This window comes from Rouxiella sp. T17, from assembly GCF_036663475.1.
Taxonomy (GTDB): domain Bacteria; phylum Pseudomonadota; class Gammaproteobacteria; order Enterobacterales; family Enterobacteriaceae; genus Rouxiella.
This window is the reverse complement of record NZ_JAWUEA010000027.1, coordinates 119,706-143,284: the sequence shown is the minus strand read 5'-3', so window position 1 is coordinate 143,284 and position 23,579 is coordinate 119,706. Positions and strand designations below refer to the sequence as shown.

The following is a 23,579-nucleotide window of genomic DNA, read 5'->3' as shown; positions in this document are numbered from 1 at the left end:
GAGATATGAGACGGCTTTCTTATCGTTAACGGGAACCTGTAGGTAAAAAGAAATCCGCCATTTCCGCAATCGGGCGCGCCTGTTTCAGCGCGGCGATATTGGGCACCGGACGCGAGGTCGCTCGATCGCCTTTCAACTGCTCCTGAAGCGCGTACGCCATGCGCAGCAGCCCGACATCACTGCCGCGCGGGCCGATAATTTGCAGCCCAAAAGGCATACCGTATTGATCGACGCCGACCGGCAGGGAAATCGACGGCAAACCGGCAATCGTCGAGGCATAGGCCAGCGCCAGCCAATGATAATAGGTGCGCGTCGCCTGGCCGTTAATCTCCTTCGGATAAAGCTCGGTCCACGGCCGCGGGCTGATGGTCACCGATGGCGACAGCATAAAATCGTAGTCATCAAAGAAGGTCTGCCAGCGGCGATAAATCTGCGTTTGCAGGTCGAGGCCGTGCGCAATATCCTGCGCCGTGTAGCGTAATCCCTCTTCCACGTTGAGCCGCACGTTTTCGCCAACCTGACTTGGGTCGCGCTGATAAAGCTCCCGCGTGCCGGTCAAAAACATCAGTGAACGGATTTTTTCGAACGCTTCGTCGGTGCCGCTACAGTCTGGCGTCGCGAATTCCGCACGTTTAAAACCCTGCTTAAATCGGTTGGTTTTGTCGATAAAGGTCTCGGCGACGCCCGTTTCCGTCGGCGCAAAGCCGAAATCGGTGGTTAACGCCACGCGCTGGGCGGAGAGGTCCAGCGGCGCAATCGGCGTAAATTCGCTGGTCTGACGCATCGTGCGGCCATGAACAGTATGCGCCAGCGGATCGCTTTTATCCTCGCCCATCATCACGCTAAATAATGTTGCGACATCTTCCACCGTGCGCGCCATCGGGCCTAACGTCGAGATTTGCAGCCATGCCGTGCCGCGTTTTTCGGCGGGAATTAGGCCAGCCGTTGGGCGAAAACCGACTACGCCGTTGAAGGCCGCCGGATTTCGCAGCGAGCCGCCGGTATCTGAGCCGGTGGCAATCGGGAACATGCCGCTGGCAAGGCCCGCTGCCGAGCCGCCCGACGAGCCCGCCGCTGATTTAGTCGTATCAAACGGATTACCCGTGGTGCCGTAAACCGGATTGCGCGAATTGCCGCCCGCCCCCCATTCCGGCACGTTGGTTTTGCCCAGCACGTTGGCACCGGCTTCGCGAAGCACGCGCACCAGACGCTCATCTTTTTCGGGAATAAAATTTTTGCGCGACAGGCTGCCGCAGCTGGTCGGTAAACCGGCGGCGTCGATCATATCTTTGACCCCCAGCGGCAATCCGTGCAGCGGACCTAAATCTTCACCGCGCGCCACGGCCTGTTCCTGCTGTCGAGCATGATGTCGTGCGGCGTCAAAATCATGCGCCACCACGGCGTTAATCGCCGGATTCACCTGCTCGATGCGCTGAATACAGCTTTCCGTCAGCTCGACCGGCGAAATTTTTTTCTGTCCAATCAGACGGCGCGCTTCTGTCGCAGATAGGTCGCAAAGATCGGTCATGTCCTCTCTCCTTGTTCAAAAAGTTTTTTAAGTCAGCGGCCAATTTTCAACGCTTATCCGCGCGTCGCTTTAATTTGCTGGCTGGTTGGCGTGCGCAGCGTCATGCTGATAACAACCGATGACGCGGCGGCGATCATCAGGAAAATAAAGGCGGCGGAATAGCTGTAATGTTGCACCAGGACGCCGATGACCAGCGGGGCGACAAAACCTGCCGCCTGACCGCCAAAATTAATCATGCCGATTCCCGTGCCCATCATTTTCTCGGCCAGCATTTTAGTGGGCAGCGCGATGGCCACGGCAAAGACGAAAGATTTGAAGAAATAGACGCAGGCCTGCGCCGCGATAACGGCGGAAATCGACTGGGCGCTGTACATGAAATAGAGGAAAAATGCGGTCAACGCCGCGCTCATCATCAGCATATATTTCTCTTTGCCGTCAAAGAATTTGATCATCACCCAGCCGCCGATCATCGTCGCAATACCGGCCATCAAATAGGGAATGGGTAGCAGCACGCCAACGGCCTTGAGGTTTAGTCCGCGTTCGGTCATCAGGTAAATTGGCATCCAGCTGTCGAGGCCTTTGTTGATGAGGCTTAACCCGAACCAGACGGCGGCCAGTTTCCACATAAGCGGTTTTTTTAGCAGCTCGCGTAAATCGGCACCGTTCATGCGCTGTTGAACCTCGGTGCCGCTTTCTTTCGGGCGCACGGTCAGCCCGTAGACCAGCACGAAGGCGATGCCCAGCCCGCCAATCATCATAAACACGTGACGCCAACCGAAATGAATCAGCAGCGGTGCAATTAATAACGGTGCCAGCATGCTGCCGATGTAGTTGGACGACATCAGGAAAGAGGAAACTTTGGGCTTGTCTTCAAGACGGAAATTTTCGGTGACGCCTTTGACCGATGCCGAAGGGAAAATGCCCTCACCCACGCCGAAAAGTAAACGAATCACTAACAGCGCGCCGAGCGACCAGGCCATGCCGGTAAACAAGGTGAACAGTGACCAGCAGCCGATACCGATCATAATGATCGGCTTGGATCCAAAACGGTCAGCCAACCAGCCGCCCGGCAACTGCATCAGCCAGAATCCAAAATAAAAAATACTTAAAACCATGCCGATTTCGGTGGGCGAGAGGTTGAGCTCTTTCGCAATGACCGGTGAGCCGAGACTGAGTACGACTCGATCAATAAAAGCGATACACCAGGCGGTGTAGAGCAATCCGAGCACCCAAAATTTATTGTCCTTTGCTGCTTTGCCAATTATCGCGTCTACCATGTTCATTTTCTCCGCGCAGGATGAAAGAAGAACCCGTTTTTATCATTCGAAAGTCGAGCCAAAGTTTTGATACGTAGATTTTTATATAGAAGCGGCCTGTTATCGGCTAATTGCATCCTATCCAGCGCTCACCCATACTTCCAGTTCAACTTTTTGCAGACTTCATTGCCGAAACGGCAAACTTTGAGGACTTTTCTATGAGCGCTCGCATTCTTCAGGACACGGCCATTCGTTATTTTCTTGAAGTGGTGCGCTGTGGATCAATCAGTGAAGCGGCGATAAGGCTCAACGTGGCCGGTTCGGCAATAAGTAGACAAATCAGCGGATTAGAAGCCAGTTTAAACACCACGCTATTCGAACGCCGCAAGCGCGGCATGATCCCGAGCGCGGCGGGCGAGCTGCTGGCCGCCTACGCGTTTAAAAATCAGCTGGAAACGGAACGGGTCAGTAACGAAATTATTGAATTACAGGGAATGCGACGAGGAGAAGTGCGGATCACCAGCACGACAGGATTTTCGATCGATTTTCTACCGCGTGTTATTAGCGAATTTCGCGAGCGTTTTAGCGGCATTCATTTTCATCTGGATGTGGTCAACGCCAGAGAGGTGACCCGTCGCCTTCTGGAAGGCGAAACGGATATTGGCCTGACCTTCAGCCAAACGCCGGAACCCAATATTAACGTGCAGTGCCGTCGCAGCGCGCCAATCTTTGCCGTAATGAGTCAGTCTCATCCGCTGGCAAATCGTCAGAGTTTGCGCCTTTCGCAGCTGGCCGGTTATTCGCTCGGCATGCCAACGCGTGAAATTATGATGCGTAGCGTAATAGACGCCTGTTGCAGTCGACAGGGGTTATTTATCGAACCTACTTTCACCACCACCTCAATGATTTCGCTGCTTTCCTTCGCGAGTTTGAATGGGGGAATCATCTTTTCGACCGAATTATTGGTACGTCATTATCTTCAGGCCTATAATCTGCTGGCTATTCCAATTTCTGATCGTGATATGAACTCTCTTAATATGGAATTGCATACTTTGGCAGGGCGAACATTGCCAAAAGCAGTATCAAGTTTTGTTGATTTGCTGAAAGCGCGGCTGCAACACACGGTTGATTGACATGACACGGTTGATTAACATGAAGCTGATTAAATTAGAAGCGTTATGGGAGGAGAAATTAATTCATTATTTTTGCTAAAGTTAAAAAACAAAATTTTATATTTACTAAGAGAAATCCGAAAATAAAATATCGTTATGCCAGCGCATTTCCATACAATAAAATTAATTCCCCTTATTCCTTTCATATGCTTTTTTTATCTATTAACAATATTGCAATCTCCCGATTACTTCCTATAATCCAAATTATCTGTTTATTCTTGGCGTCTGCCCGTTCATTCTCTGTGGACATCACTCCCGTATAATAATACTATTTTTTTAGTGCCTGGCTGACGCACTTATAACATCATAATTTATAAGGCTTTTGGGTGATTTTTTTATACCCTGAGGCTCACGGATCGTATTGACTCAAATAACGATAACGCTGCGTCATTATTATTTTAATAAAATGTAGTCAAACGTTCATATTAGCCTAATTTTTTGTCTTTATATTCAGGGAAGCATTTTTGGTCGTTGCATTGACGGTGTTGACTTAACAGAGGAGGGGGTTTTATGAAACCAGAATCAGAAGTAGTACATGTCGGTGATTGGCGTGTCTATATCGAGAAGTATATTTATCCTGACGTGAAAGAGACCGTTATCTGTGTCAACGGGGCACTTTCCACTACCTTGGCGTTTCGTAACTGCGTACGTAATTTGAAAGACAAGGTAAACGTTATCCTCTTTGATTTGCCATTTATTGGCGGTTCACGAGAGCATAATACGCTGACCCGACCTATTCCAAAGGCCGAAGAAGTCGAAATTCTTAAACACCTTATTGAACTGTATAAGCCTGAATATTTGCTGTCAGTTTCATGGGGTGGTCTGGCAACATTAATGGCGTTGGCGTCGCAGCCATCTTCCGTGCTTAAAGCCGTGGTGACATCGTTCTCGACGCGTGTAACACCAGCGATGGAAATGTATATTTCTCGCGCAAAACAGCTGCTGGACGAAGGTCGTAATGACGAAGTCGCGACCCTGCTCAATAATGAGGTGGGCAAATATCTGCCTTCAATCCTCAAGCGTGCCAACCATCATCACATCAGTAGTCTTGATCACGACACTTATCGTCAGGCGAGTTTCCATATCGACCAGATAAGCCGTCTTAAAGAAGAAGATTACATCGATATTTTCCACAATATCAAAACCCCATTAGTGTTCATTAATGGCGATCTTGACGAATACACCACCGCAGAAGATATCAGACACATTGCCAACCACATTGAAAATTGTGAGTTTGCCACTGTGCCTCAGGCCGGACATTTCCTGGATATGGAAAACCGCACTGCCTCTCAACATCTGTATGGAATTCTAACTAATCATTTCGCTGCATAACTCTCTTTAGCTTTATTTTCCTCGTTGGGAGCCTTCGGGCTCCCATTTTTATGGGCCGCGGTCCGAATCCTCCTAATCCGCCCTCTTCGACTGGCAGGCAAAATCATGGCTGCTAGGCTTAAGACAGTCCTGCTTTTTGTAGGGTCTTTGTTGAATAAACAATCACACGCAAAAGAAAAGGAGCATGTCGTGGCTTTTAAAACAGCAATCGCGCTTTCCGCGCTAGAAAATAATCAGTTAAAACAGGTCGAAATTGGCGAGACAAAAATCGTGCTGGTCCGTCAGGGCGACAGCGTGCATGCGTATCAGGCAAATTGTCCGCATGCAGGTGCGCCGCTGGAGAAAGGGGCCATTTGCGAAGGAAAACTGGTCTGCCCTTGGCATAAAGCAGTTTATGACCTCGAAGATGGTAGCCTCGATCAGCCACCTTCACTTGAAAGTCTAAAAAAATATGCCGTGAAAATCGAATATGGTCAGGTGATGGTCGAAGTCGATAATCCGACGCAGCACACGCATCTTCAAGCAGGCGAAGAAAGCGATCAGATTGTGATATTAGGCTCTGGTGCAGCGGGCAGCGCGGCGCTCAGCGCGTTGGAAGAGAGTGGCTATCATGGCCGCATCGTCGTGATCGATCAGGAAAAATCGGCGCCTTATGACCGCACCGCGTTAACGAAATTTGTGCCAAACGGCAGCATGGACGTTAGTGAAGTGCCCACGCTGCTTGAAGAGAACGCTTTCGAACAAAAAAACGTTCAGCGAATTGTGAGCACGGTGACGCAAATCGACAGCAAAAAGAAAAAGCTCCTGCTGGCCAACCAGCAGCATATTTCATTTAAAAAGCTGCTGATCGCTACGGGCGGCGCGCCAACTCGCCCCGATCTGCCGGGCGTCGAGCTGAGCGGTATTCACGTGCTGCGTAATTTGCAGCAGGAAAAAACGCTGCTTTGTGCTGTCGATCAGTTGAAGCAGCTGGTGATTGTCGGTAACAGCTTTATCGGCATGGAAATGGCGGCGGCGCTACGCAAAAGAGGTATCGATATTAAAGTTATCGCGCCTCATCCGCTGCCTTTCGAAGCGCAATTCGGTGAAGAGATCGCCCGTTATTTCCGTGCTCTACATGAACAAAATGGCGTCGAATTTATCGATGGCGAGGTGGCCGGCTTCACAGGCGATCGTCGCGTTGAAGCAGTAAATCTGCAAGACGGTTCCCAAGTGAAAACCGACGTGGTCCTGCTGGCGACGGGCGTTAAGCCGGTGACCTCATTTGTGCATGACTTGCCGTTAAACGAAGATGGCAGCATGAAAGTGGATGAATATTTGCAGGCGGCGGAAGATATTTACGCGGTCGGTGACATTGCCAGTTTCCCGCTAGACGGCAAACCTACGCGCATTGAGCACTGGCGCGTGGCGCAGCAGCAGGGCCGTACGGCGGCAAAAAATATGCTGGGTGAAAAAGAGGTTTACGATCGCGTGCCGTTTTTCTGGACCCAGCAGTTTGGTACTCGTTTCGAGCATTTAGGTCATCCGCAGAAGTGGGACAACATTGACATCATCGGCTCGCTTGAGGATCAGAATTTTGTCGCGCTTTATGGGCTCAAAAATCATTTAGTGGGCGTATTTGCTACGGGTCGCGTGCGGACTACCGGCAAACTCTTACTCGAAATGCAGCACGACTTAACGCTTAAACAGGCGCAGCAGTTGGTTAACGAAACCCAAGAAGGCGGATCGAAAAACGGCTGATCGACAAACAGAAGTCAGCCAACAAAAAACGGGCCACTTCCTTTACCGTTTTGAGGGTAAAAGAGTGGCCCGTTTTTTTATGTCTATCGATCGTCTTCGTGAATCGACGACGGATGGCGGCACAGCGGCGTGACCTGGATTTCCATATATGGATAAAGCGGAAGTCCTGAAAGCAGGTTGTGCAGCTCGCTGTTACTTTCGACATCGAAAATGCTGACATTGGCGTAACTTCCCGCCACGCGCCATACGTGACGCCATTTACCCGCCGCCTGAAGCTCCTGCGCATACTGTTTTTCACGCAGTTTAATGTCGTTGGCGTGCTCTTCCGTCATCGTCGCAGGGAGTTTTACGGTCATTTCGACTTTAAATAACATGCTGATTTTCCTTTTGAATGCGCGCGCAATCGAGTGATGCACGCCAGCGTTATTTAATCTTAGTTCAGTAGAAAAAGGCCGGAAACAGAATAATTGGATTAGAAAGAAAATCGTGGCGCTTTGGAGCTTTAGTCCGGCTAGCAAAACCCAAATAGCAAAAAACCCGCGAGCCAGAAGCTTGCGGGTTTTTCTAAATGTGGTCGGCGAGAGAGGATTCGAACCTCCGACCCACTGGTCCCAAACCAGTTGCGCTACCAAGCTGCGCTACTCGCCGAATTGGGCCGAATCTTACTGCTGCTGATGGTAAGCGTCAATCCCTTTTTATCACTGTCGCGCCAACTGCTTATAAAACAGACGAACCTGAGCCAATACGGCGATTTAAACCGCTAAAGCACCTTTTCTGCCTGAGGATCGGCGCACCAGTTGTTGGCCTGATTTATTCCGCCATTTGGTGAACGGTAGCCCAGACAACCCAAAATCGAATCAAAAAGCTCGACGTGGCGATGCGGTTGCTGTTTATTTTGCTGCGCTTTTAGCAATTCGAAAGCGCGTTGATGATCGGATTGGGCGAGGAAGCTGTCGGACGCCCACACAATCATCGGCACACGAAACTGCTCCGGCGGTGCCATCTCGCGCGGCGTACCGTGCAGATGCGAATTTTCACCGATAGATTCGCCGTGATCCGAGGCGTAAAACACCAGCGCTTTTTTATCTCGCAGCTGGTCGATCACCCGAGTAATAAAAGTGTCGGTATATAACACGCTGTTATCGAAGGCATTAACCAGCTGGGCTTCGCTGCAAGATTCATCCACGCCCATGCATTCAGGGGTAAAGCGCGCAAAGCTGCGCGGATAACGCTGCGAATAAAGATAGTGTGAACCTTTGGTATGCAGCACCACTAAATGTTTGCCTTGCGGGTAACGCTTGAGCGATTCCTGCAATTCGCCCACCAGCAGCATGTCATCCACCGATTTACCGTCGTTGCGCTTTTCAGACGCGATCAGCTCGCGGAAAGAGTAATTATTGGTGTTGGCATTGTTGTAAAACCACACTTCGCTCTGCATCGCAAACAGCTCCGAGCTAAAGCCCAGGCTGCGCATCACGGCAAAAATGTTCTGTTCTTTCAGCGTGCGTTGCGCATTATTTTCCGCTCCGCCCTCTCGCACGAACATGCAGCGCAGCGAAAGTTTGGTCGCGGTATCGCAGGAGGTGCCTTTAAAAGCCACCAAATTCTTCTCTTTTGCCATCAGCGGCGTGGTATCGCGCCCGTAACCGAGCAACCCCATGTGATCCCAACGGGTGGTTTCACCAATAATAAATACCACGTAGGTATCGTCGATACCTTCAGGAGGCTGATAGGTGTAGGCCTTGGCGGGATCGAACAAGTCTTGGGCGTCCTGTCTTTCATCAACCTGCGTGTAGGCAAATAAACCCAGCGCTGCCAACCAGTTAGATGGCAAATAAGAGTGCGCCACCACGCCGCCATAGCTCGGCATATCGACATTACTGGTTTTTTCGGTGCTCTTTTGCTGCTTGTCCATGACCCGCAGCGGCAACCAAACCAGCAGACCGGCGATAATCAGCACCAGCAGCGGTTTTATCCGCTGGCCCGGCGTTTTCATCTGCTCAAGCAGCGTGTAACGCATTGATCCAATAAGTATAATCCACAAAGGCAAGGCGCTGACCAGCAGCATCCACAGCACGAACTTGTAGCCGATCACCTCTTTGCTGAGGTCAATGTCCGTGGTCATTACCGACATAATAATGCCGTAGCCGATCACCACGTTGAAATAGGTCATGTAATAACTGGCGGCGACTGAAATCAGCACCATCAGGCTGGCCATGATGCGGAAAAAGGTTTTGCCGCCGAATGACAGCAGTCGCAACACGAAGAAGCTAAACAGTACGGTAGTGGTGATTTCGATGGCGGCAGCGATCGACTCAGCAGAATTCGGTGAGGCAACGAGAGGCGCGAAGCGACGCACAAATACGGAAAGGTTTAAAAAGATGCCGATGTAAACGGCTAACAATAAACAGATTTTTTGCTGCGAAAGAGCTTTTACTCTAATCATGTCAAATTTTAATCCAAGATCTCTGAAATATTTTGAATCATTGTGACACGATTAAAGCGTGAGCGTTTACATAATCTATTAGGGGATCGTCTTAAAGCGCGCTGTCAAAACGACAAACGGGAAGCCGAAGCTTCCCGTGATGACAACTCTAACGTAATGAGTCGCAATGAATTATTTGACGTTTAAGGTCACGTCGATGTTGCCACGGGTCGCGTTGGAGTAAGGGCAGACTTTATGCGCTTTCTCGACCAAATCTTCAGCGACGCTGCGCTCAACGCCAGGCAGGGTGATATCAAGCTGAACTTCGATGCCGAAGCCGCCCGGGATCTCGCCAATGCCGACCGCGCCTTCAATTTTCGCATCGGCAGGAATGCGTACTTTTTCCAGTGACGCGACGTGTTTTAGCGCGCCCAGGAAGCAGGCGGAGTAACCTGCGGCGAAAAGTTGCTCAGGGTTGGTGACTTCACCGCCCAGACCGCCCATCTCTTTTGGCAGACCCAATTTAACGTCGAGCACGCCGTCTGAAGAGGTTGCGCGGCCGTCACGACCACCGGTTGCAGAAGCATGAGCGCGGTAAACGACTTTTTCGATAGACATAATGAGTTCCTTTAAGGTTTGGTGGTAAAAGTTTAGTTCAACTTTGCCGGTTTAAATAGCCGCGCTATTAAATCGCTCGCTACTTATATTTTCTAAAAAAAGTATTTTGCAAATAAAGGCGCAAACCTTGCACCTCTATTGTTATCAAATATTGTTATCAATTTATGACGACGTTACGCCCTGTGCTGCAGATTTCGGCGCAGGCTTTGCATCTGCTCTTTAATCGCCGTCATGTCTTCGACGCTGCATTCAGCGGCACAGGCGATCGCTTCCGGAATGCCCAAGGCTTTTTCCTGCAACGCGCGCCCTGCATCGGTCAGAGAAATAATCACCTGTCGCTCGTCGATTTGCGCCCGACGTCGCACCAGCAGGCCCGACACTTCAAGGCGTTTCAGCAGCGGCGTTAACGTGGCCGAATCCAGAAACAGCTTCTCGCCGATATCAGAGACCATTAATTCATCCTGCTGCCACAGCACCAACATCACCAGATACTGGGGATATGTGAGATTCAGCTGGCCGAGCAATTTTCGATAGACTTTATTCAGCGCCAGATTCGCGGAGTACAACGCAAAACACATCTGTTGATCTAAGTGAAGCGCAATCGGAGATGCCGCTTCTGCGTCGTCTTTTGTATTCATAAAATCTGTCTCTTTGCTCATGATTGAAAAATACATCGCGCGCTATTTTATAGCAAGCATATTTACAAAGGGTGCTTTTTACTGCGTCCATGATATAACGATAGCAGGCATAACCCACGGGGAAAAATTCATGAGCGAGATAGTGGAAAAAGCAAGACGTTATGCCACCAAAGCACACGCAAGTATCGATCAGCGGCGAAAATACACCAACGACCCGTATATCGTGCATCCGCACGCGGTGGTGAATATTGTCAGCACGGTGCCGCACGATGAGATTATGCTGGCCGCCGCCTGGCTGCATGACACCGTTGAAGATACGCCAACCACGCTGGAAGATATCCACCAGCATTTTGGTGCCGAGATCGCCGAACTGGTCGCCATGCTGACCAATGTCAGTTGCGATTCACAGGCCGATCGTATCGAGCGCAAAAACCTCGACCGCCATCACAGCGCCAAAGCCTCTGCCGCCGCCAAAACCATCAAGCTCGCCGATCTCATCGACAATCTGCGGTCGCTCATTACTCACGACCCCGATTTCGCCAAAATCTACCTGATCGAAAAACGCCTGCTGTTAGCGGTTTTAAAAGAAGGTGACCCCACGCTGTGGCAACAGGCACAACATATCATCAACGACGGGCTGCAACGCCTGCTCCAACCGCCCCACAATATCCCGAACAGCTGGTTCGATGGCACCGAAGCGGCGTATTTGGCGGGAGAATAATATTATAGATCGCCCATTTATTGCCCTGAAAATGCTCAAATGCGCCGCAATAGGGATGCAGGGTTTTGCACGTTACAGCAGTGAATTAATAAATATTCCATTAAATCATAAAGATAAATAATGGCACGCCACTTGCTTAGTTGAATTCAATCTTGTGTACTAGATGGAATTCAAACTATGGCCTCAGTATCCACTCCTTATACCGGTTTTCAGTTACGTGACTGGCAGCACCATTATCAAAGCGCGCCCGACAGTCTGCGCAGCTCTCTCGGTATCGTCGTAAATAGCCTCGATGCGGCAGATAATGCCTGGCTTTATCGCGTCACGCCTGCCCAGCTCGACGAGCAAATTGCCCTGCTCGAATCTCTGCGCGATCAGGCTGGCGGCTCGCTCGCCTCGCTGCCGCTGTTCGGCGTGCCTTTCGCGGTAAAAGATAATATTGATGTCGCAGGCTGGCCCACCAGCGCCGCCTGTCCGGCCTTCGAATACGTGGCAAATGCCGACGCCGCCGTGGTCGCCAATCTGCGTGCCAAAGGCGCGGTAGTCATTGGAAAAACCAATCTCGATCAGTTCGCCACCGGCTTGGTCGGCACCCGCTCTCCTCACGGCGCGGTAAAAAATACCTTTAATCCTGAATACGTTAGCGGTGGATCAAGCTCCGGCTCGGCGTCCGTATTGGCGCGCGGCCTAGTCGCTTTCTCTCTCGGCACCGACACCGCCGGTTCTGGCCGCGTTCCTGCCGGTTTCAACAATATTGTCGGCCTCAAACCGACCAAAGGCTGGCTGTCGAATCGCGGCGTAGTGCCTGCGTGTCGCCTGAACGACGTGGTCTCTATTTTTGCCCTGACCGTTTCCGATGCCTATCAAGTTGCATCGCTGGCGGGCGGATATGATGCAGAAGACGCCTATTCCCGCGCTAATCCGCACACCGCGCCCGCGGCAATGTCGACGCAGCCGCGCTTTGCCGTGCCCGACACGCTTGAGTTTTTCGGCGATACCGAATCGGAAAAAGCCTTCCAGCAGGCGTTGGATAAGCTGGTCAGCAGCGGTGTCAATCTGGTGAAAATCGATTTCACGCCGTTTAACGCCCTTGCCGAGCAGCTTTATTACGGCGCGTGGGTCGCTGAACGCACCGTCGCCGTCGGCAAAATCTTCGAAGAAACACCGGAAGTAATGGACCCCATAGTGCGCGGCATCGTCGCCAACGGCCTCAATTATTCCGCCTGCGACGCGTGGAAAGCCGAATACCTGCGCGCCGAGCTGTCACGCACCATTAATCAGGCGCTGGAAGGTTTCGACGCGCTGGTTGTGCCCACGTCGCCCACCATTCGTACCCTCGAAGAGATGGTGCAGGAGCCCGTGCTCTACAACTCGCAGTTTGGCACTTACACCAATTTCACTAACCTCGCCGACCTCGCCGCGCTGGCCTTGCCGTCGAGTATTCGCGACGACGGCCTGCCTTCCGGCATTACGCTGATTGCGCCCGCCTGGCACGATGGCGCGCTGGCCGCCTTTGGCCGTCAGTGGCAACGCAGTCTTTCGCTGCCGTTAGGTGCGACCGGCAAAATGCTAAACGCCGACAGCGCGATGACCGGCCCGATTGCCGTCAGCCGCGATCACATCCGCGTGGCCGTAGTAGGCGCGCACCTTACCGGCATGCCGCTGAACTTCCAGCTCACCACCCGCAACGCCGTGCGCGTCGAGCAAACCTACACCGCCAACGATTACAAACTCTATGCCCTCGCCAACACCCAGCCGCCGAAACCGGGTCTGGTCAAGGCCGAAGGCGGCAGCAGCATCATCGTCGAACTCTGGGATATTCCGCTGGCGCGCTTCGGCGAATTCGTGGCCGAAATCCCTGCTCCGCTGGGCATTGGCACCTTGCAGTTGGCCGATGGCCGTCAGGTGAAAGGTTTTATCTGCGAGCCGTGGGCAATTGCCAGCGCGACCGATGTGACCTCGTTCGGCGGCTGGAGAAGCTACGTCGAGCATTTGAAATCCACCGCCACGAAAAACGCCTGAGGAGCCACGACCATGTTTCATACTGTCCTGATCGCCAACCGCGGTGAAATCGCCTGTCGCGCTATTCGCACCTTAAAACGCCTCGGCGTCACCAGCGTCGCGGTCTATTCCGATACCGATCGCAACGCGCCGCACGTCACCGACGCCGATATCGCCATCGCGCTCGGCGGTGAAAAAGCCGGTGAAAGTTACCTGCTGATCGACAAGATTCTGGCCGCCGCCAAAGAAACCGGCGCGCAGGCGATTTATCCGGGCTACGGATTTTTATCCGAAAGCGCCGAATTCGCCGACGCCTGCGAAGCCGCGGGCATCGCGTTTATCGGCCCGACCGCCCATCAAATCCGCGAATTTGGCCTCAAGCACCGCGCCCGTGAGTTAGCCGCCGAAGCCGACGTGCCGATGACGCCGGGCACCGCGCTGCTCGACAGTATTGAAGACGCGGTCACTGCCGCTGCGCGAATTGGCTATCCGATCATGCTGAAAAGCACGGCGGGCGGCGGCGGTATCGGGTTAACGCGCTGTGACGACGAAGCCGCGCTGCGCCTCGCGTGGGACAGCGTAAAACGCCTCGGCGAGCAGTTTTTCCGCGACGCTGGCGTGTTTTTGGAGCGTTTCGTCGACCGCGCGCGCCACGTTGAAGTGCAGATTTTCGGCGACGGCAAAGGCACCGTCGTGGCGTTAGGCGAGCGCGACTGTTCGCTTCAGCGCCGCAATCAGAAAGTAGTAGAAGAAACGCCCGCGCCGAATCTGCCGCAGGCGACCCGCGAGGCGCTGCATCACGCCGCCGTGCAGCTTGGCGAGTCGGTCAATTATCGCAGCGCCGGGACCGTTGAATTTATTTACGACGCCGCGCGCGACGAATTTTATTTCCTTGAGGTCAACACGCGCCTGCAGGTTGAGCATCCGGTAACCGAAATGGTGACTGGGCTGGATTTGATTGAGTGCATGCTGCGCGTCGCCGCTGACCAGCCGCTCGACTGGCCGCGCATGAAACAGGCCCCGAAAGGCGCGTCGATTGAAGTGCGTATTTACGCCGAAGATCCGCTGAAAAACTTCCAGCCAAGTCCGGGCGTGCTGACCGAAGTCTATTTCCCCGCTGACGTGCGCGTCGACGGCTGGGTTTCAACGGGTAGCGAAGTCTCGGCATTTTATGACCCGATGATCGCCAAACTGATCGTTTACGGCGACGACCGCCAGCAGGCGCTGGAAAAAATGTCCACCGCGCTGGCCGCGACCCGTTTGCACGGCATCGCCAGCAATATCGACTATTTACGTCAGGTGGTCGCAACGCCCGTTTTCCATCAGGGTGAAATGTGGACCCGCATGCTCGACAGTTTCGACTATCGTCCGCACGCGGTCGAAGTGTTGTCGCCGGGCACTTACAGCAGCATTCAGGATTATCCGGGCCGCCTCGGCTATTGGGATATCGGCGTGCCGCCGTCCGGTCCAATGGATGATTTCGCCTTCCGTTTGGCTAACCGCATCGTCGGCAACCATCTCGACGCCGCCGGTTTGGAATTTACGTTACAGGGCCCGACGCTGCGTTTTCACTGCGACGCGACTATTGCGCTCACCGGCGCGGCGTGTCCCGCCTCGCTCGACGACGAGGAGATCGCCTACTGGCAGCCGATCGCCGTTAAAGCTGGCCAAACGTTAACGCTGGGCCGCGCGAAGTCGGGCTGCCGCACTTATCTCGCCGTGCGCAACGGTTTTGACGTGCCGGTTTATCTGGGCAGCCGTTCGACCTTTGCTCTGGGTCAGTTTGGCGGTCACGCCGGACGCACGCTTCGCGTCGCCGACATGTTGACGGTTTCACAACCCGATTTGCCGGCCTGCACCACGCCCGCGCCGGTCGATTTACCGCAGGCCGCCGCGGCCAATATTGTGGCGGCCTACGGCGACGTCTGGAATATCGGCGTGCTTTACGGCCCGCACGGCGCACCCGATTTCTTCACCAAAGAGTCAATCGACCGCTTTTTTGCCGCCGAATGGCAGGTGCATTACAACTCCAACCGCCTCGGCGTGCGGCTTACCGGCCCGAAACCGCTCTGGGCGCGTCTCGACGGCGGCGAAGCAGGTCTGCATCCGTCCAACGTTCACGACTGTGAATACGCGATTGGTGCAATCAATTTTACCGGCGATTTCCCGGTGATTCTGACCCGCGACGGACCAAGCCTCGGCGGTTTCGTTTGTCCGGTGACCATTGCGAAAGCCGAGCTGTGGAAAGTCGGTCAGGTGAAACCGGGCGATCGCATTCGTTTTCATCCGATAAGCTTCGAGCAGGCGCAGGCGCTGGAAATGGCACAGCAGGGCACTATCGATTCGCTCATGCCGATTGAGGCAATGGAAATGCCCGCGCCTTCTTTATTACCCCTTAAAACGGCCTCGGCGGCGATTCTGGCCGAGCTTCCCGCTACCGACGGCCGCCCTTCCGTGGTTTATCGTCAGGCGGGTGACGGCTACGTGCTGATCGAATATGGCGACAACGTGCTGGATTTGGCGCTGCGCTTGCGTATCTATCTGTTAATGAAGGCGATTCGCGAAGCGGCGCAGGAGGGTATTGAAGAGCTGTCGCCGGGCGTGCGTTCGTTGCAGGTTCGCTACGACAGCCGCGTGATGCATCAGTCCGCCTTGCTGCAACACTTGCTGGCGCTGGAATATGAGCTGGCCGACTTGAGTCATTTGAAAATTCCGACCCGTATCGTGCATCTGCCGATGGCTTTCGAAGACAGTGCCACCTTGGGCGCGGTCGAACGTTATCAGCAAACCGTGCGCGCCGACGCGCCGTGGTTGCCTAATAACGTCGATTTTATTCAGCGCACCAACGGTTTGGCGACGCGTGAAGAGGTCAGAGACATTATTTTCGACGCCAGCTATCTGATTCTCGGCCTCGGCGACGTTTATCTCGGCGCGCCGTGCGCGGTGCCTGTCGATCCGCGTCATCGCCTGCTGAGCTCGAAATACAATCCGGCGCGAACCTACACCGCAGAAGGCACCGTCGGCATTGGCGGCATGTATATGTGCATCTACGGCATGGATTCGCCGGGCGGCTATCAGCTGGTGGGCCGCACGGTGCCTATCTGGAATAAATTCCTTAAAAACAGTCAGTTTGCCGCAGGCGAGCCGTGGCTGCTGCACTTCTTCGATCAGGTGCGTTTCTATCAGGTAACCGAAGCGGAGCTGGAAGAGCAGCGCGACGCTTTCCGCGAAGGCCGTGCGCAGGTGCGTATCGAGCATTCAGAGTTTGATTTCGCCGAATACACGCGCTTCCTCGCCGATAACGCAGAAGATATCGCCGATTTCCGCGAACGTCAGCAAACCGCGTTTATCAACGAGGTTGCACACTGGCAGGCCCAGGAAAGCGCGGCGGTGGACGCGGCCGTAAATGGCGAGCAGCCGACTGAAGACCTTGCCGATCAGCCGGGCGAGCTGGTTAGCGCCGATTTGAACGGCAACATCTGGAAGATTCTGGTCGAACCGGGTCAGCGCGTTGAAGCCGGCGAGCCGCTGATTGTGGTCGAAGCGATGAAAATGGAGCTGTCGGTGAATGCGCCTTGCGCAGGCACGGTGCTGAAAATCGGCTGTCAGCAGGGTCGTCCTGTTGGTCCGGGCGATGCGCTTCTTTGGATCGATAAAGACGGGATCGATAAAGACGGGATCCATAAAGACGCGATAGATAAAAACGCTTAACGCCAAAAGGATGAATGATGCAGTTAACTGGCGCACGACAAGGACGGACCAAAACTCGCCCGGAAGGGTTGGCGGAGCGAATTTATCTCCAGCTGAAGGACGATATTTTCAGCTTTCGCCTGCTGCCGGGCGACAGGTTTAGCGAAAACGAAATCGCCGAACGGATGGAAGTCAGCCGCACGCCGGTGCGACAGGCGCTGTTCTGGCTGGAGCGCGAAGGCTATGTAGAGGTGTTTTTCCGCAGCGGCTGGCAGGTGCGGCCTTTTGATTTCGAATATTTCGAGCAGTTATATGACCTGCGCATCGTGCTGGAACTTGAGGCGGTCAAACGCCTCTGTGCGCAAATCGAAACGCCCGTGGCACTGCACGCGCTGAAAACGTTCTGGATAGACGAACCGCAGCGGGAAGACGGGCTGGAAGTGGCCCGTTTTGACGAGGAGTTTCATATGGCGCTGGTGGAGGCCGCCGGTAATGGCGAAATGGCAAAAATCCACCGCGATTTGACCGAAAAGATCCGCATTATCCGGCGTTTAGACTTCACGCAGGATGCACGCGTCAACGCAACGTATCACGAACACGCGAGCATTTTGCTCGCCATCATCCAACGTCAGACAGAGGAGGCGCAACGCCAACTACAGGACCACATTGCCGTCAGCAAGGCCGAAGTGCGCAAGATAACGCTGCACATGCTGCATCAGGCCAGACCGGAAAACGATAACACAGCGTCTTGATTTTTATGATTTTAAGGTTTTCACACAACAATATCGCCCCACTCTGAAACAGGAGCTTAAATGAAAAAATTTATAAAAGCATTCGCCCTTTCCGCAACCGTGGTCAGCATGGGTTTGGCTTTCGCCGCGCAGGCTGCCGATACTATTAAAGTCGGCATCATGCATTCGCTTTCCGGCACCATGGCCATTTCTGAAACGCCATTAAAAGACGTGGCGCAGATGACCATCGACGAAATCAACGCCCACGGCGGCGTGCTTGGCAAAAAGCTGGAAGGCGTGGTGGTCGATCCGGCCTCCAACTGGCCGCTGTTTGCCGAAAAAGCCCGTCAATTGCTGACGCAGGACAAAGTCGCGGTCGTTTTCGGCTGCTGGACGTCGGTATCGCGTAAATCCGTGCTGCCGGTGTTTGAAGAGTTAAATGGCCTGCTGTTTTATCCGGTGCAATACGAAGGCGAAGAGATGTCGCCAAACGTCTTTTACACCGGCGCCGCGCCAAACCAGCAGGCGATTCCAGCCGTGGAATATCTGATGAGCGAAGACGGCGGCAGTGCAAAACGCTTCTTCCTGTTGGGTACCGATTACGTGTATCCGCGCACCACCAATAAAATCCTGCGTGCCTTCCTGCATTCGAAGGGCGTACAGGATAAAGATATCGAAGAAGTCTACACCCCGTTTGGCTACAGCGATTATCAGACTATTGTGTCCAACATCAAAAAATTCTCCGCAGGCGGTAAAACGGCTGTTATTTCAACCATTAACGGTGATTCCAACGTGCCGTTCTACAAAGAGCTGGCTAATCAGGGCGTGAAAGCGACCGACGTGCCGGTGGTGGCCTTCTCGGTCGGCGAAGAAGAGCTGCGCGGCATTGATACCAAACCGTTGGTCGGCGATTTAGCGGCCTGGAACTACTTCCAGTCGCTGGATAATCCAACCAACAAAGCCTTCGTGGCGCAGTGGAAGGCCTACGCCAAGGCGCATAATCTGCCAAACGCCAGCACGGCGGTCACCAACGACCCGATGGAAGCGACCTACGTCGGTATTCATATGTGGGCGCAAGCCGTTGAAAAAGCCGGAACAACCGACGTCGATAAAGTCCGCGCGGCGATGGCGGGTCAAACCTTCAAAGCGCCGGACGGCTACACGCTGACCATGGACGCCACCAACCATCACCTGCATAAACCCGTGATGATCGGCGAAATCCAGTCTAACGGTCAGTTCAACGTGGTGTGGCAAACCGATAAACCGGTGCGCGCCCAGCCGTGGAGCCCGTATATCGCCGGCAACGACAAGAAGCCTGATTATCCGGTGAAAACCACGCAGCAGTAAAACGTCGTTAACCTGACGCTTTGTCTCGTTTCGCCCTGCCTCGTTTGGCGGTGAATCGGGACAACGCGTCAGCGTATAAAATCACTTAAAGCGATGATGATTATGATGAAACTCTTGCGCTTTGCCGATCTGCGACTCGCTCGAAAACTGAGTGCGCAAATCCTGACTTTCCTGCTTTGCTGCCTGCCGCTGTGGGCCAATGCGGGTCCGGCCGACGATTTTGCCGCCGCCAGCCGCGCCAATCAGGCCACGCTGCTGCAACAGTGGGCCACCGATCCGCAACCCGAGCGCTTGCCGCTGTTAGAGGCGTTAAAGCAGGAAAATGTCGTCATTGATGAGGCGCATCACGCCTTTGTTAAACAGGGTGAAACGCTAACACCGCTGGAAGGCAGCGCCGCGCCGCAGGGTGAAACCAAAAAAGTCTGGTTAAACAACCGACTGCGTAATCTTATCGCCAACGCGCTTTCTACGCATCGGCTGGTAAGCAAAGAGAGCGCCGTGCGTTTGCAGGCCGCCAAATCTTTGCAGCGCGAGGCGCAGGCCGACCAGTTACCGTTGCTGACGCAGCGTCTGGCGCTAGAGCAAGACAGCGCGGTACACGCCGCGTTGAGCATCGCGCTGGCCAATCTACAGCTCAGCGACCCGAATCCGCAGGTGAGATTGCGCGCCGTCGAGCTGCTCGGCGACTCGGCCGATCCTGATACTCAGGGCCATTTACAGCCGTTAACCGATCCGAAAATCGAGCCTGACGCCATCGTGCGCACCGCCGCCGCCGCCAGTTTGAAAGCCGTGCAACACAGTTTGATGATTGGCGATTTGCTCGGCCAAGCCTTTACCGGCCTCTCGCTCGGCTCGATTCTGCTGCTCGCAGCATTGGGTTTGGCGATCACTTACGGCCTGCTCGGCGTGATAAATATGGCCCACGGCGAGATGCTGATGCTCGGCTCTTATTCAACGTATATGGTGCAGTCGCTGTTTCAGCACTACGCGCCCGGCATGCTGGCGCTCTATCCGCTGGTCGCGCTGCCGGTGGCGTTCTTTATTACTGCCGGGATCGGCATGCTGCTCGAACGCACCGTGATTCGCCATTTATATGGTCGTCCGCTGGAAACCTTGCTCGCCACCTGGGGCATCAGCCTGATTCTGATTCAGGGCGTGCGGGTGCTTTTCGGCGCGCAAAACGTCGAGGTTGCCAATCCGAACTGGCTCTCTGGCGGCGTGCAGTTGTTGCCAAATCTGGTGCTGCCGTATAACCGAATTGCCGTGATTATTTTCGTGCTGCTGGTGCTGGCGCTGACCTGGCTGCTGCTGAATAAAACCCGCCTCGGCATGAACGTTCGCGCTGTGACGCAAAACCGTGCGATGGCCGCCTGCTGCGGCGTGCCGACCGGTCGCGTCGACATGCTTGCGTTTGGTTTAGGGTCAGGAATCGCCGGACTCGGCGGCGTCGCGCTGTCGCAGCTCAGCAACGTCGGCCCCGAACTCGGACAGGGTTATATCATCGACTCCTTCCTCGTCGTGGTGCTCGGCGGCGTTGGCCAGCTCGCCGGCACCGTGGTCGCCGCCTTTGGTCTCGGCATCGTCAATAAAATCCTCGAACCGGAAATCGGCGCGGTGTTAGGTAAAATCCTGATCCTCGCGCTGATTATCCTGTTTATTCAGAAACGTCCGCAGGGACTCTTCGCCTTCAAAGGCAGGGTGATTGACTGATGACGCAACCTTTAACGATTACGGGCGTACAAAAAGCGCCGCGCGTGGCGATAAGCGTGGGCGCGCTGGTGCTGGTGATTCTGCTGGTGCTGCCGTTTCTGGCGCTGCTGCCGCAGACTAATCCGCTGGCGATTTCGACCTACACGCTGACGCTGGTCGGCAAGATCCTCTGCTATGCGATCGTGGCGATCGCGCTGGATCTGGTCTGGGGCTACGCGGGTTTACTCTCGCTCGGCCACGGGCTGTTTTTTGCGCTCGGCGGCTATGCGATGGGCATGTATCTGATGCGACAGGCGGCGGGCAGCGGCTTGCCGGACTTTATGTCGTTTCTGTCGTGGAACGAATTGCCGTGGTTTTGGGCCGGAACCCAGCATTTTGCCTGGGCGCTGTGCCTGATTGTGTTGGTGCCCGGCGTGCTGGCCTTTGTTTTCGGCTATTTCGCTTTCCGTTCCAAAATAAAGGGCGTCTATTTCTCAATCATGACCCAGGCGCTGACCTACGCCGGTATGTTGCTGTTTTTCCGCAATGAAACCGGCTTCGGCGGCAACAACGGTTTTACCGGCTTTACCACCCTGCTCGGCTTTCAGGTCACCGCCACCACAACCCGCGTCGGGCTGTTTATCACTACGGTGCTGCTATTGGTCGCGAGTTTGGCGCTCGGTTTTGCGCTGGCACGCAGCAAATATGGCCGCGTGTTGACGGCGGTTCGCGATGCTGAAAACCGACTGATTTTTTGCGGTTATGACCCTAAAGGTTTCAAGCTGTTTGTGTGGACAATCTCCGCGATGATTTGCGGGCTGGCGGGCGCGCTGTACGTGCCGCAGGTCGGGATTATCAACCCGAGCGAGATGTCGCCGACCAACTCCATCGAGGCGGCAATTTGGGTCGCGCTCGGCGGACGCGGCACCTTGATTGGCCCAATTTTGGGCGCGGGCATCGTCAACGGCGCGAAAAGCTGGTTTACCGTCGCCATCCCGGAATACTGGCAGTTTATTCTCGGCGGGATGTTTATCGTCGTGACGCTATTCCTTCCTGACGGCGTGATTGGCCTGCTGCGCAAGAGGAAATCGCAATGAATTCAATGACCACCACGGGCGAGCTTTTTACCCAGCCGATGCCCGCCGATAGGCACCGCGATCAGTCCGACCCGATTCTTACGCTGGATAAAATTAACGTCAGCTTTGATGGATTTAAAGCGCTAACCGACCTTTCGCTGCGCATCGGCGTGGGCGAGTTGCGCTGTATTATCGGCCCGAACGGCGCGGGAAAGACCACGCTGATGGACGTGATTACCGGCAAAACGCGGCCTAAATCGGGGCAGGTAATGTACGACCAAAATATTGACCTGACGCGACTGGATCCGGTGCGAATTGCGCAATCTGGCATTGGCCGCAAGTTTCAGAAACCAACGGTATTTGAGGCGTTAACCGTTTTCGAAAACCTCGAGATTGCGCAAAAAACCAATAAATCGGTTTGGGCCTGTCTGCGCGCCAAAATGAACAGCGAACAGCGCGACCGAATTGACGAGATGTTAGTGACGCTGCGTTTGCAGGGCGAACGCCAGCGCATGGCCGGCATGCTGTCGCACGGTCAGAAACAGTTTCTGGAAATCGGCATGCTGCTGGTGCAGGAGCCGCACCTGCTGCTGCTCGACGAACCGGCCGCAGGCATGACCGATGCGGAAACGGAATACACCGCCGAGCTGTTTAAATCGCTGGCCGGCAAGCATTCGCTGATGGTGGTTGAGCACGACATGGGTTTTGTCGAGACTATCGCCGATCACGTGACGGTGCTGCATCAAGGGCAAGTTTTGGCCGAAGGTTCGCTGCGCGACGTGCAGGAAAACGAGCAGGTCATTGAAGTTTATCTGGGCCGCTAAGCCGCGCTGCGCAAAGAGCAGAATAAGGAGAATGTTATGTTGCAAGTTAACGAATTGAATCAGTTTTACGGCGGTAGTCATATTCTGCGCGGACTCTCTTTCGAGGCAAAAATCGGCGAGGTGACCTGCTTGCTGGGCCGCAACGGCGTGGGAAAAACCACGCTGCTGAAATGCTTGATGGGGCTGATCCCGGCGAAATCCGGCACCATTAGCTGGAACGGCGCGGTGATTAATGGCCGCAAACCGCACCAGCGAGTGCAGTCGGGCATTGCCTATGTCCCGCAGGGGCGCGAAATTTTTCCGCGCCTCACCGTTGAAGAAAATTTGCTGATGGGGCTATCACGATTTTCGGGCAGTCAGTCAAAAACGGTGCCGGACGAGATTTATCATCTGTTCCCGGTGTTGCTCGAGATGAAACATCGCCGTGGTGGTGACCTGTCCGGCGGACAGCAGCAACAGCTGGCGATCGGTCGCGCGCTGGCCTGCAAACCCAGTTTATTAATTCTCGATGAACCGACCGAAGGCATTCAACCCTCTGTAATCAAAGAGATCGGCGCGGTAATCCGCCAACTCGCCGCACGGGGCGACATGGCAATTTTGCTGGTCGAACAATTTTATGATTTTGCCGCCGAATTGGCCGACAGCTATTTGGTCATGTCGCGCGGCAACATCATCAAACGCGGCCCCGGCAGCGAAATGGAAATAGAAGGCGTAAGAGGGCTGGTGGCGATTTGAATAATGAGGCGATGCCATTTAAATGATATCGCTCTCTTATAATAAAATAACACTCC

General features: G+C 54.1%; 18 protein-coding genes and 1 tRNA gene. 12 read left to right on the top strand and 7 right to left on the bottom strand.

Features of this window, described 5'->3' with window-relative positions:
* Positions 1-25 precede the first annotated feature (25 nt).
* Together SC206_RS08435 and SC206_RS08430 are read right to left on the bottom strand one after the other, a co-directional pair.
* The gene (locus tag SC206_RS08435; protein ID WP_332736093.1) at positions 26-1,528 is read right to left on the bottom strand and encodes an amidase; all 1,503 of its coding nucleotides are present in this window, start codon (positions 1,526-1,528) and stop codon (positions 26-28) included.
* A 53-nt stretch (positions 1,529-1,581) separates the two neighbouring features.
* Positions 1,582-2,805, bottom strand: coding sequence for an MFS transporter (locus SC206_RS08430; RefSeq protein WP_332736091.1), 1,224 nt, complete (start codon positions 2,803-2,805; stop codon positions 1,582-1,584).
* 197 nt (positions 2,806-3,002) lie between these two features.
* On the opposite strand from SC206_RS08430, the gene SC206_RS08425 reads away from it, so the two are divergent.
* The 3 genes from SC206_RS08425 (at position 3,003) to SC206_RS08415 (ending at position 7,028) form a co-directional block, all read left to right on the top strand.
* Entirely contained in the window at positions 3,003-3,917 is a 915-nt protein-coding gene (locus SC206_RS08425; RefSeq protein WP_332736089.1) for a LysR family transcriptional regulator, read from the top strand.
* Positions 3,918-4,466: 549 nt separating this feature from the next.
* On the top strand, positions 4,467-5,288 hold the full coding sequence (locus SC206_RS08420) for an alpha/beta fold hydrolase (protein WP_332736087.1): 822 nt from the start codon (positions 4,467-4,469) through the stop codon (positions 5,286-5,288).
* A 189-nt stretch (positions 5,289-5,477) separates the two neighbouring features.
* A complete protein-coding gene (locus SC206_RS08415) occupies positions 5,478-7,028 on the top strand; it encodes an FAD-dependent oxidoreductase (RefSeq protein WP_332736085.1) in 1,551 nt (516 codons plus the stop codon).
* 83 nt (positions 7,029-7,111) lie between these two features.
* Here SC206_RS08415 and catC read toward each other — a convergent pair whose 3' ends face one another.
* From catC to SC206_RS08390, 5 genes are all read right to left on the bottom strand, one after another.
* Positions 7,112-7,402 (bottom strand): muconolactone Delta-isomerase, encoded by a 291-nt coding sequence (catC, locus tag SC206_RS08410; RefSeq protein ID WP_332736083.1) that lies wholly within the window; start codon positions 7,400-7,402, stop codon positions 7,112-7,114.
* Between the two features lie 197 nt (positions 7,403-7,599).
* A tRNA-Pro gene (locus SC206_RS08405) sits at positions 7,600-7,676 on the bottom strand.
* A 112-nt stretch (positions 7,677-7,788) separates the two neighbouring features.
* Positions 7,789-9,474, bottom strand: a complete 1,686-nt coding sequence (gene eptB / locus SC206_RS08400; protein ID WP_332736081.1) for a kdo(2)-lipid A phosphoethanolamine 7''-transferase — start codon at positions 9,472-9,474, stop codon at positions 7,789-7,791.
* A gap of 171 nt (positions 9,475-9,645) precedes the next feature.
* A complete protein-coding gene (locus SC206_RS08395) occupies positions 9,646-10,071 on the bottom strand; it encodes an organic hydroperoxide resistance protein (protein ID WP_332736079.1) in 426 nt (141 codons plus the stop codon).
* 173 nt (positions 10,072-10,244) lie between these two features.
* A complete protein-coding gene (locus SC206_RS08390; RefSeq protein ID WP_332736077.1) occupies positions 10,245-10,709 on the bottom strand; it encodes a MarR family winged helix-turn-helix transcriptional regulator in 465 nt (154 codons plus the stop codon).
* 130 nt (positions 10,710-10,839) lie between these two features.
* On the opposite strand from SC206_RS08390, the gene SC206_RS08385 reads away from it, so the two are divergent.
* The 9 genes from SC206_RS08385 to urtE all read left to right on the top strand — a co-directional run bounded on the left by SC206_RS08385 (position 10,840) and on the right by urtE (position 23,523).
* Entirely contained in the window at positions 10,840-11,430 is a 591-nt protein-coding gene (locus tag SC206_RS08385; RefSeq protein ID WP_332736074.1) for an HD domain-containing protein, read from the top strand.
* A gap of 177 nt (positions 11,431-11,607) precedes the next feature.
* Positions 11,608-13,452 carry an allophanate hydrolase gene (gene atzF, locus SC206_RS08380; protein ID WP_332736071.1) on the top strand — a complete coding sequence of 615 codons (1,845 nt, stop codon included), beginning with the start codon at positions 11,608-11,610 and terminating at the stop codon, positions 13,450-13,452.
* A 12-nt stretch (positions 13,453-13,464) separates the two neighbouring features.
* Positions 13,465-17,142, top strand: coding sequence for an urea carboxylase (gene uca, locus SC206_RS08375; protein WP_332736069.1), 3,678 nt, complete (start codon positions 13,465-13,467; stop codon positions 17,140-17,142).
* A 17-nt stretch (positions 17,143-17,159) separates the two neighbouring features.
* Positions 17,160-17,873 (top strand): GntR family transcriptional regulator, encoded by a 714-nt coding sequence (locus tag SC206_RS08370; RefSeq protein ID WP_332736383.1) that lies wholly within the window; start codon positions 17,160-17,162, stop codon positions 17,871-17,873.
* 60 nt (positions 17,874-17,933) lie between these two features.
* Entirely contained in the window at positions 17,934-19,199 is a 1,266-nt protein-coding gene (gene urtA / locus SC206_RS08365; RefSeq protein WP_332736067.1) for an urea ABC transporter substrate-binding protein, read from the top strand.
* A 105-nt stretch (positions 19,200-19,304) separates the two neighbouring features.
* Entirely contained in the window at positions 19,305-20,909 is a 1,605-nt protein-coding gene (urtB, locus tag SC206_RS08360; protein ID WP_442976053.1) for an urea ABC transporter permease subunit UrtB, read from the top strand.
* The gene (urtC, locus tag SC206_RS08355; protein WP_332736063.1) at positions 20,909-21,985 is read left to right on the top strand and encodes an urea ABC transporter permease subunit UrtC; all 1,077 of its coding nucleotides are present in this window, start codon (positions 20,909-20,911) and stop codon (positions 21,983-21,985) included. Before urtB ends, urtC begins: the two co-directional genes overlap by 1 nt.
* On the top strand, positions 21,982-22,788 hold the full coding sequence (gene urtD / locus SC206_RS08350; RefSeq protein WP_332736061.1) for an urea ABC transporter ATP-binding protein UrtD: 807 nt from the start codon (positions 21,982-21,984) through the stop codon (positions 22,786-22,788). Before urtC ends, urtD begins: the two co-directional genes overlap by 4 nt.
* A gap of 36 nt (positions 22,789-22,824) precedes the next feature.
* A complete protein-coding gene (gene urtE, locus SC206_RS08345; RefSeq protein ID WP_332736059.1) occupies positions 22,825-23,523 on the top strand; it encodes an urea ABC transporter ATP-binding subunit UrtE in 699 nt (232 codons plus the stop codon).
* Positions 23,524-23,579 lie beyond the last annotated feature (56 nt).

Excerpts from the sequence above, each read along its gene's own strand:
- SC206_RS08435 (WP_332736093.1), bottom strand. The coding sequence starts at position 1,528 with ATGACCGATCTTTGCGACCTATCTGCGACAGAAGCGCGCCGTCTGATT.
- SC206_RS08430 (WP_332736091.1), bottom strand. The coding sequence starts at position 2,805 with ATGGTAGACGCGATAATTGGCAAAGCAGCAAAGGACAATAAATTTTGG.
- SC206_RS08425 (WP_332736089.1), top strand. The coding sequence starts at position 3,003 with ATGAGCGCTCGCATTCTTCAGGACACGGCCATTCGTTATTTTCTTGAA.
- SC206_RS08420 (WP_332736087.1), top strand. The coding sequence starts at position 4,467 with ATGAAACCAGAATCAGAAGTAGTACATGTCGGTGATTGGCGTGTCTAT.
- catC (WP_332736083.1), bottom strand. The coding sequence starts at position 7,402 with ATGTTATTTAAAGTCGAAATGACCGTAAAACTCCCTGCGACGATGACG.
- eptB (WP_332736081.1), bottom strand. The coding sequence starts at position 9,474 with ATGATTAGAGTAAAAGCTCTTTCGCAGCAAAAAATCTGTTTATTGTTA.
- SC206_RS08395 (WP_332736079.1), bottom strand. The coding sequence starts at position 10,071 with ATGTCTATCGAAAAAGTCGTTTACCGCGCTCATGCTTCTGCAACCGGT.
- SC206_RS08390 (WP_332736077.1), bottom strand. The coding sequence starts at position 10,709 with ATGAATACAAAAGACGACGCAGAAGCGGCATCTCCGATTGCGCTTCAC.
- SC206_RS08385 (WP_332736074.1), top strand. The coding sequence starts at position 10,840 with ATGAGCGAGATAGTGGAAAAAGCAAGACGTTATGCCACCAAAGCACAC.
- atzF (WP_332736071.1), top strand. The coding sequence starts at position 11,608 with ATGGCCTCAGTATCCACTCCTTATACCGGTTTTCAGTTACGTGACTGG.
- uca (WP_332736069.1), top strand. The coding sequence starts at position 13,465 with ATGTTTCATACTGTCCTGATCGCCAACCGCGGTGAAATCGCCTGTCGC.
- SC206_RS08370 (WP_332736383.1), top strand. The coding sequence starts at position 17,160 with ATGCAGTTAACTGGCGCACGACAAGGACGGACCAAAACTCGCCCGGAA.
- urtA (WP_332736067.1), top strand. The coding sequence starts at position 17,934 with ATGAAAAAATTTATAAAAGCATTCGCCCTTTCCGCAACCGTGGTCAGC.
- urtB (WP_442976053.1), top strand. The coding sequence starts at position 19,305 with ATGAAACTCTTGCGCTTTGCCGATCTGCGACTCGCTCGAAAACTGAGT.
- urtC (WP_332736063.1), top strand. The coding sequence starts at position 20,909 with ATGACGCAACCTTTAACGATTACGGGCGTACAAAAAGCGCCGCGCGTG.
- urtD (WP_332736061.1), top strand. The coding sequence starts at position 21,982 with ATGAATTCAATGACCACCACGGGCGAGCTTTTTACCCAGCCGATGCCC.
- urtE (WP_332736059.1), top strand. The coding sequence starts at position 22,825 with ATGTTGCAAGTTAACGAATTGAATCAGTTTTACGGCGGTAGTCATATT.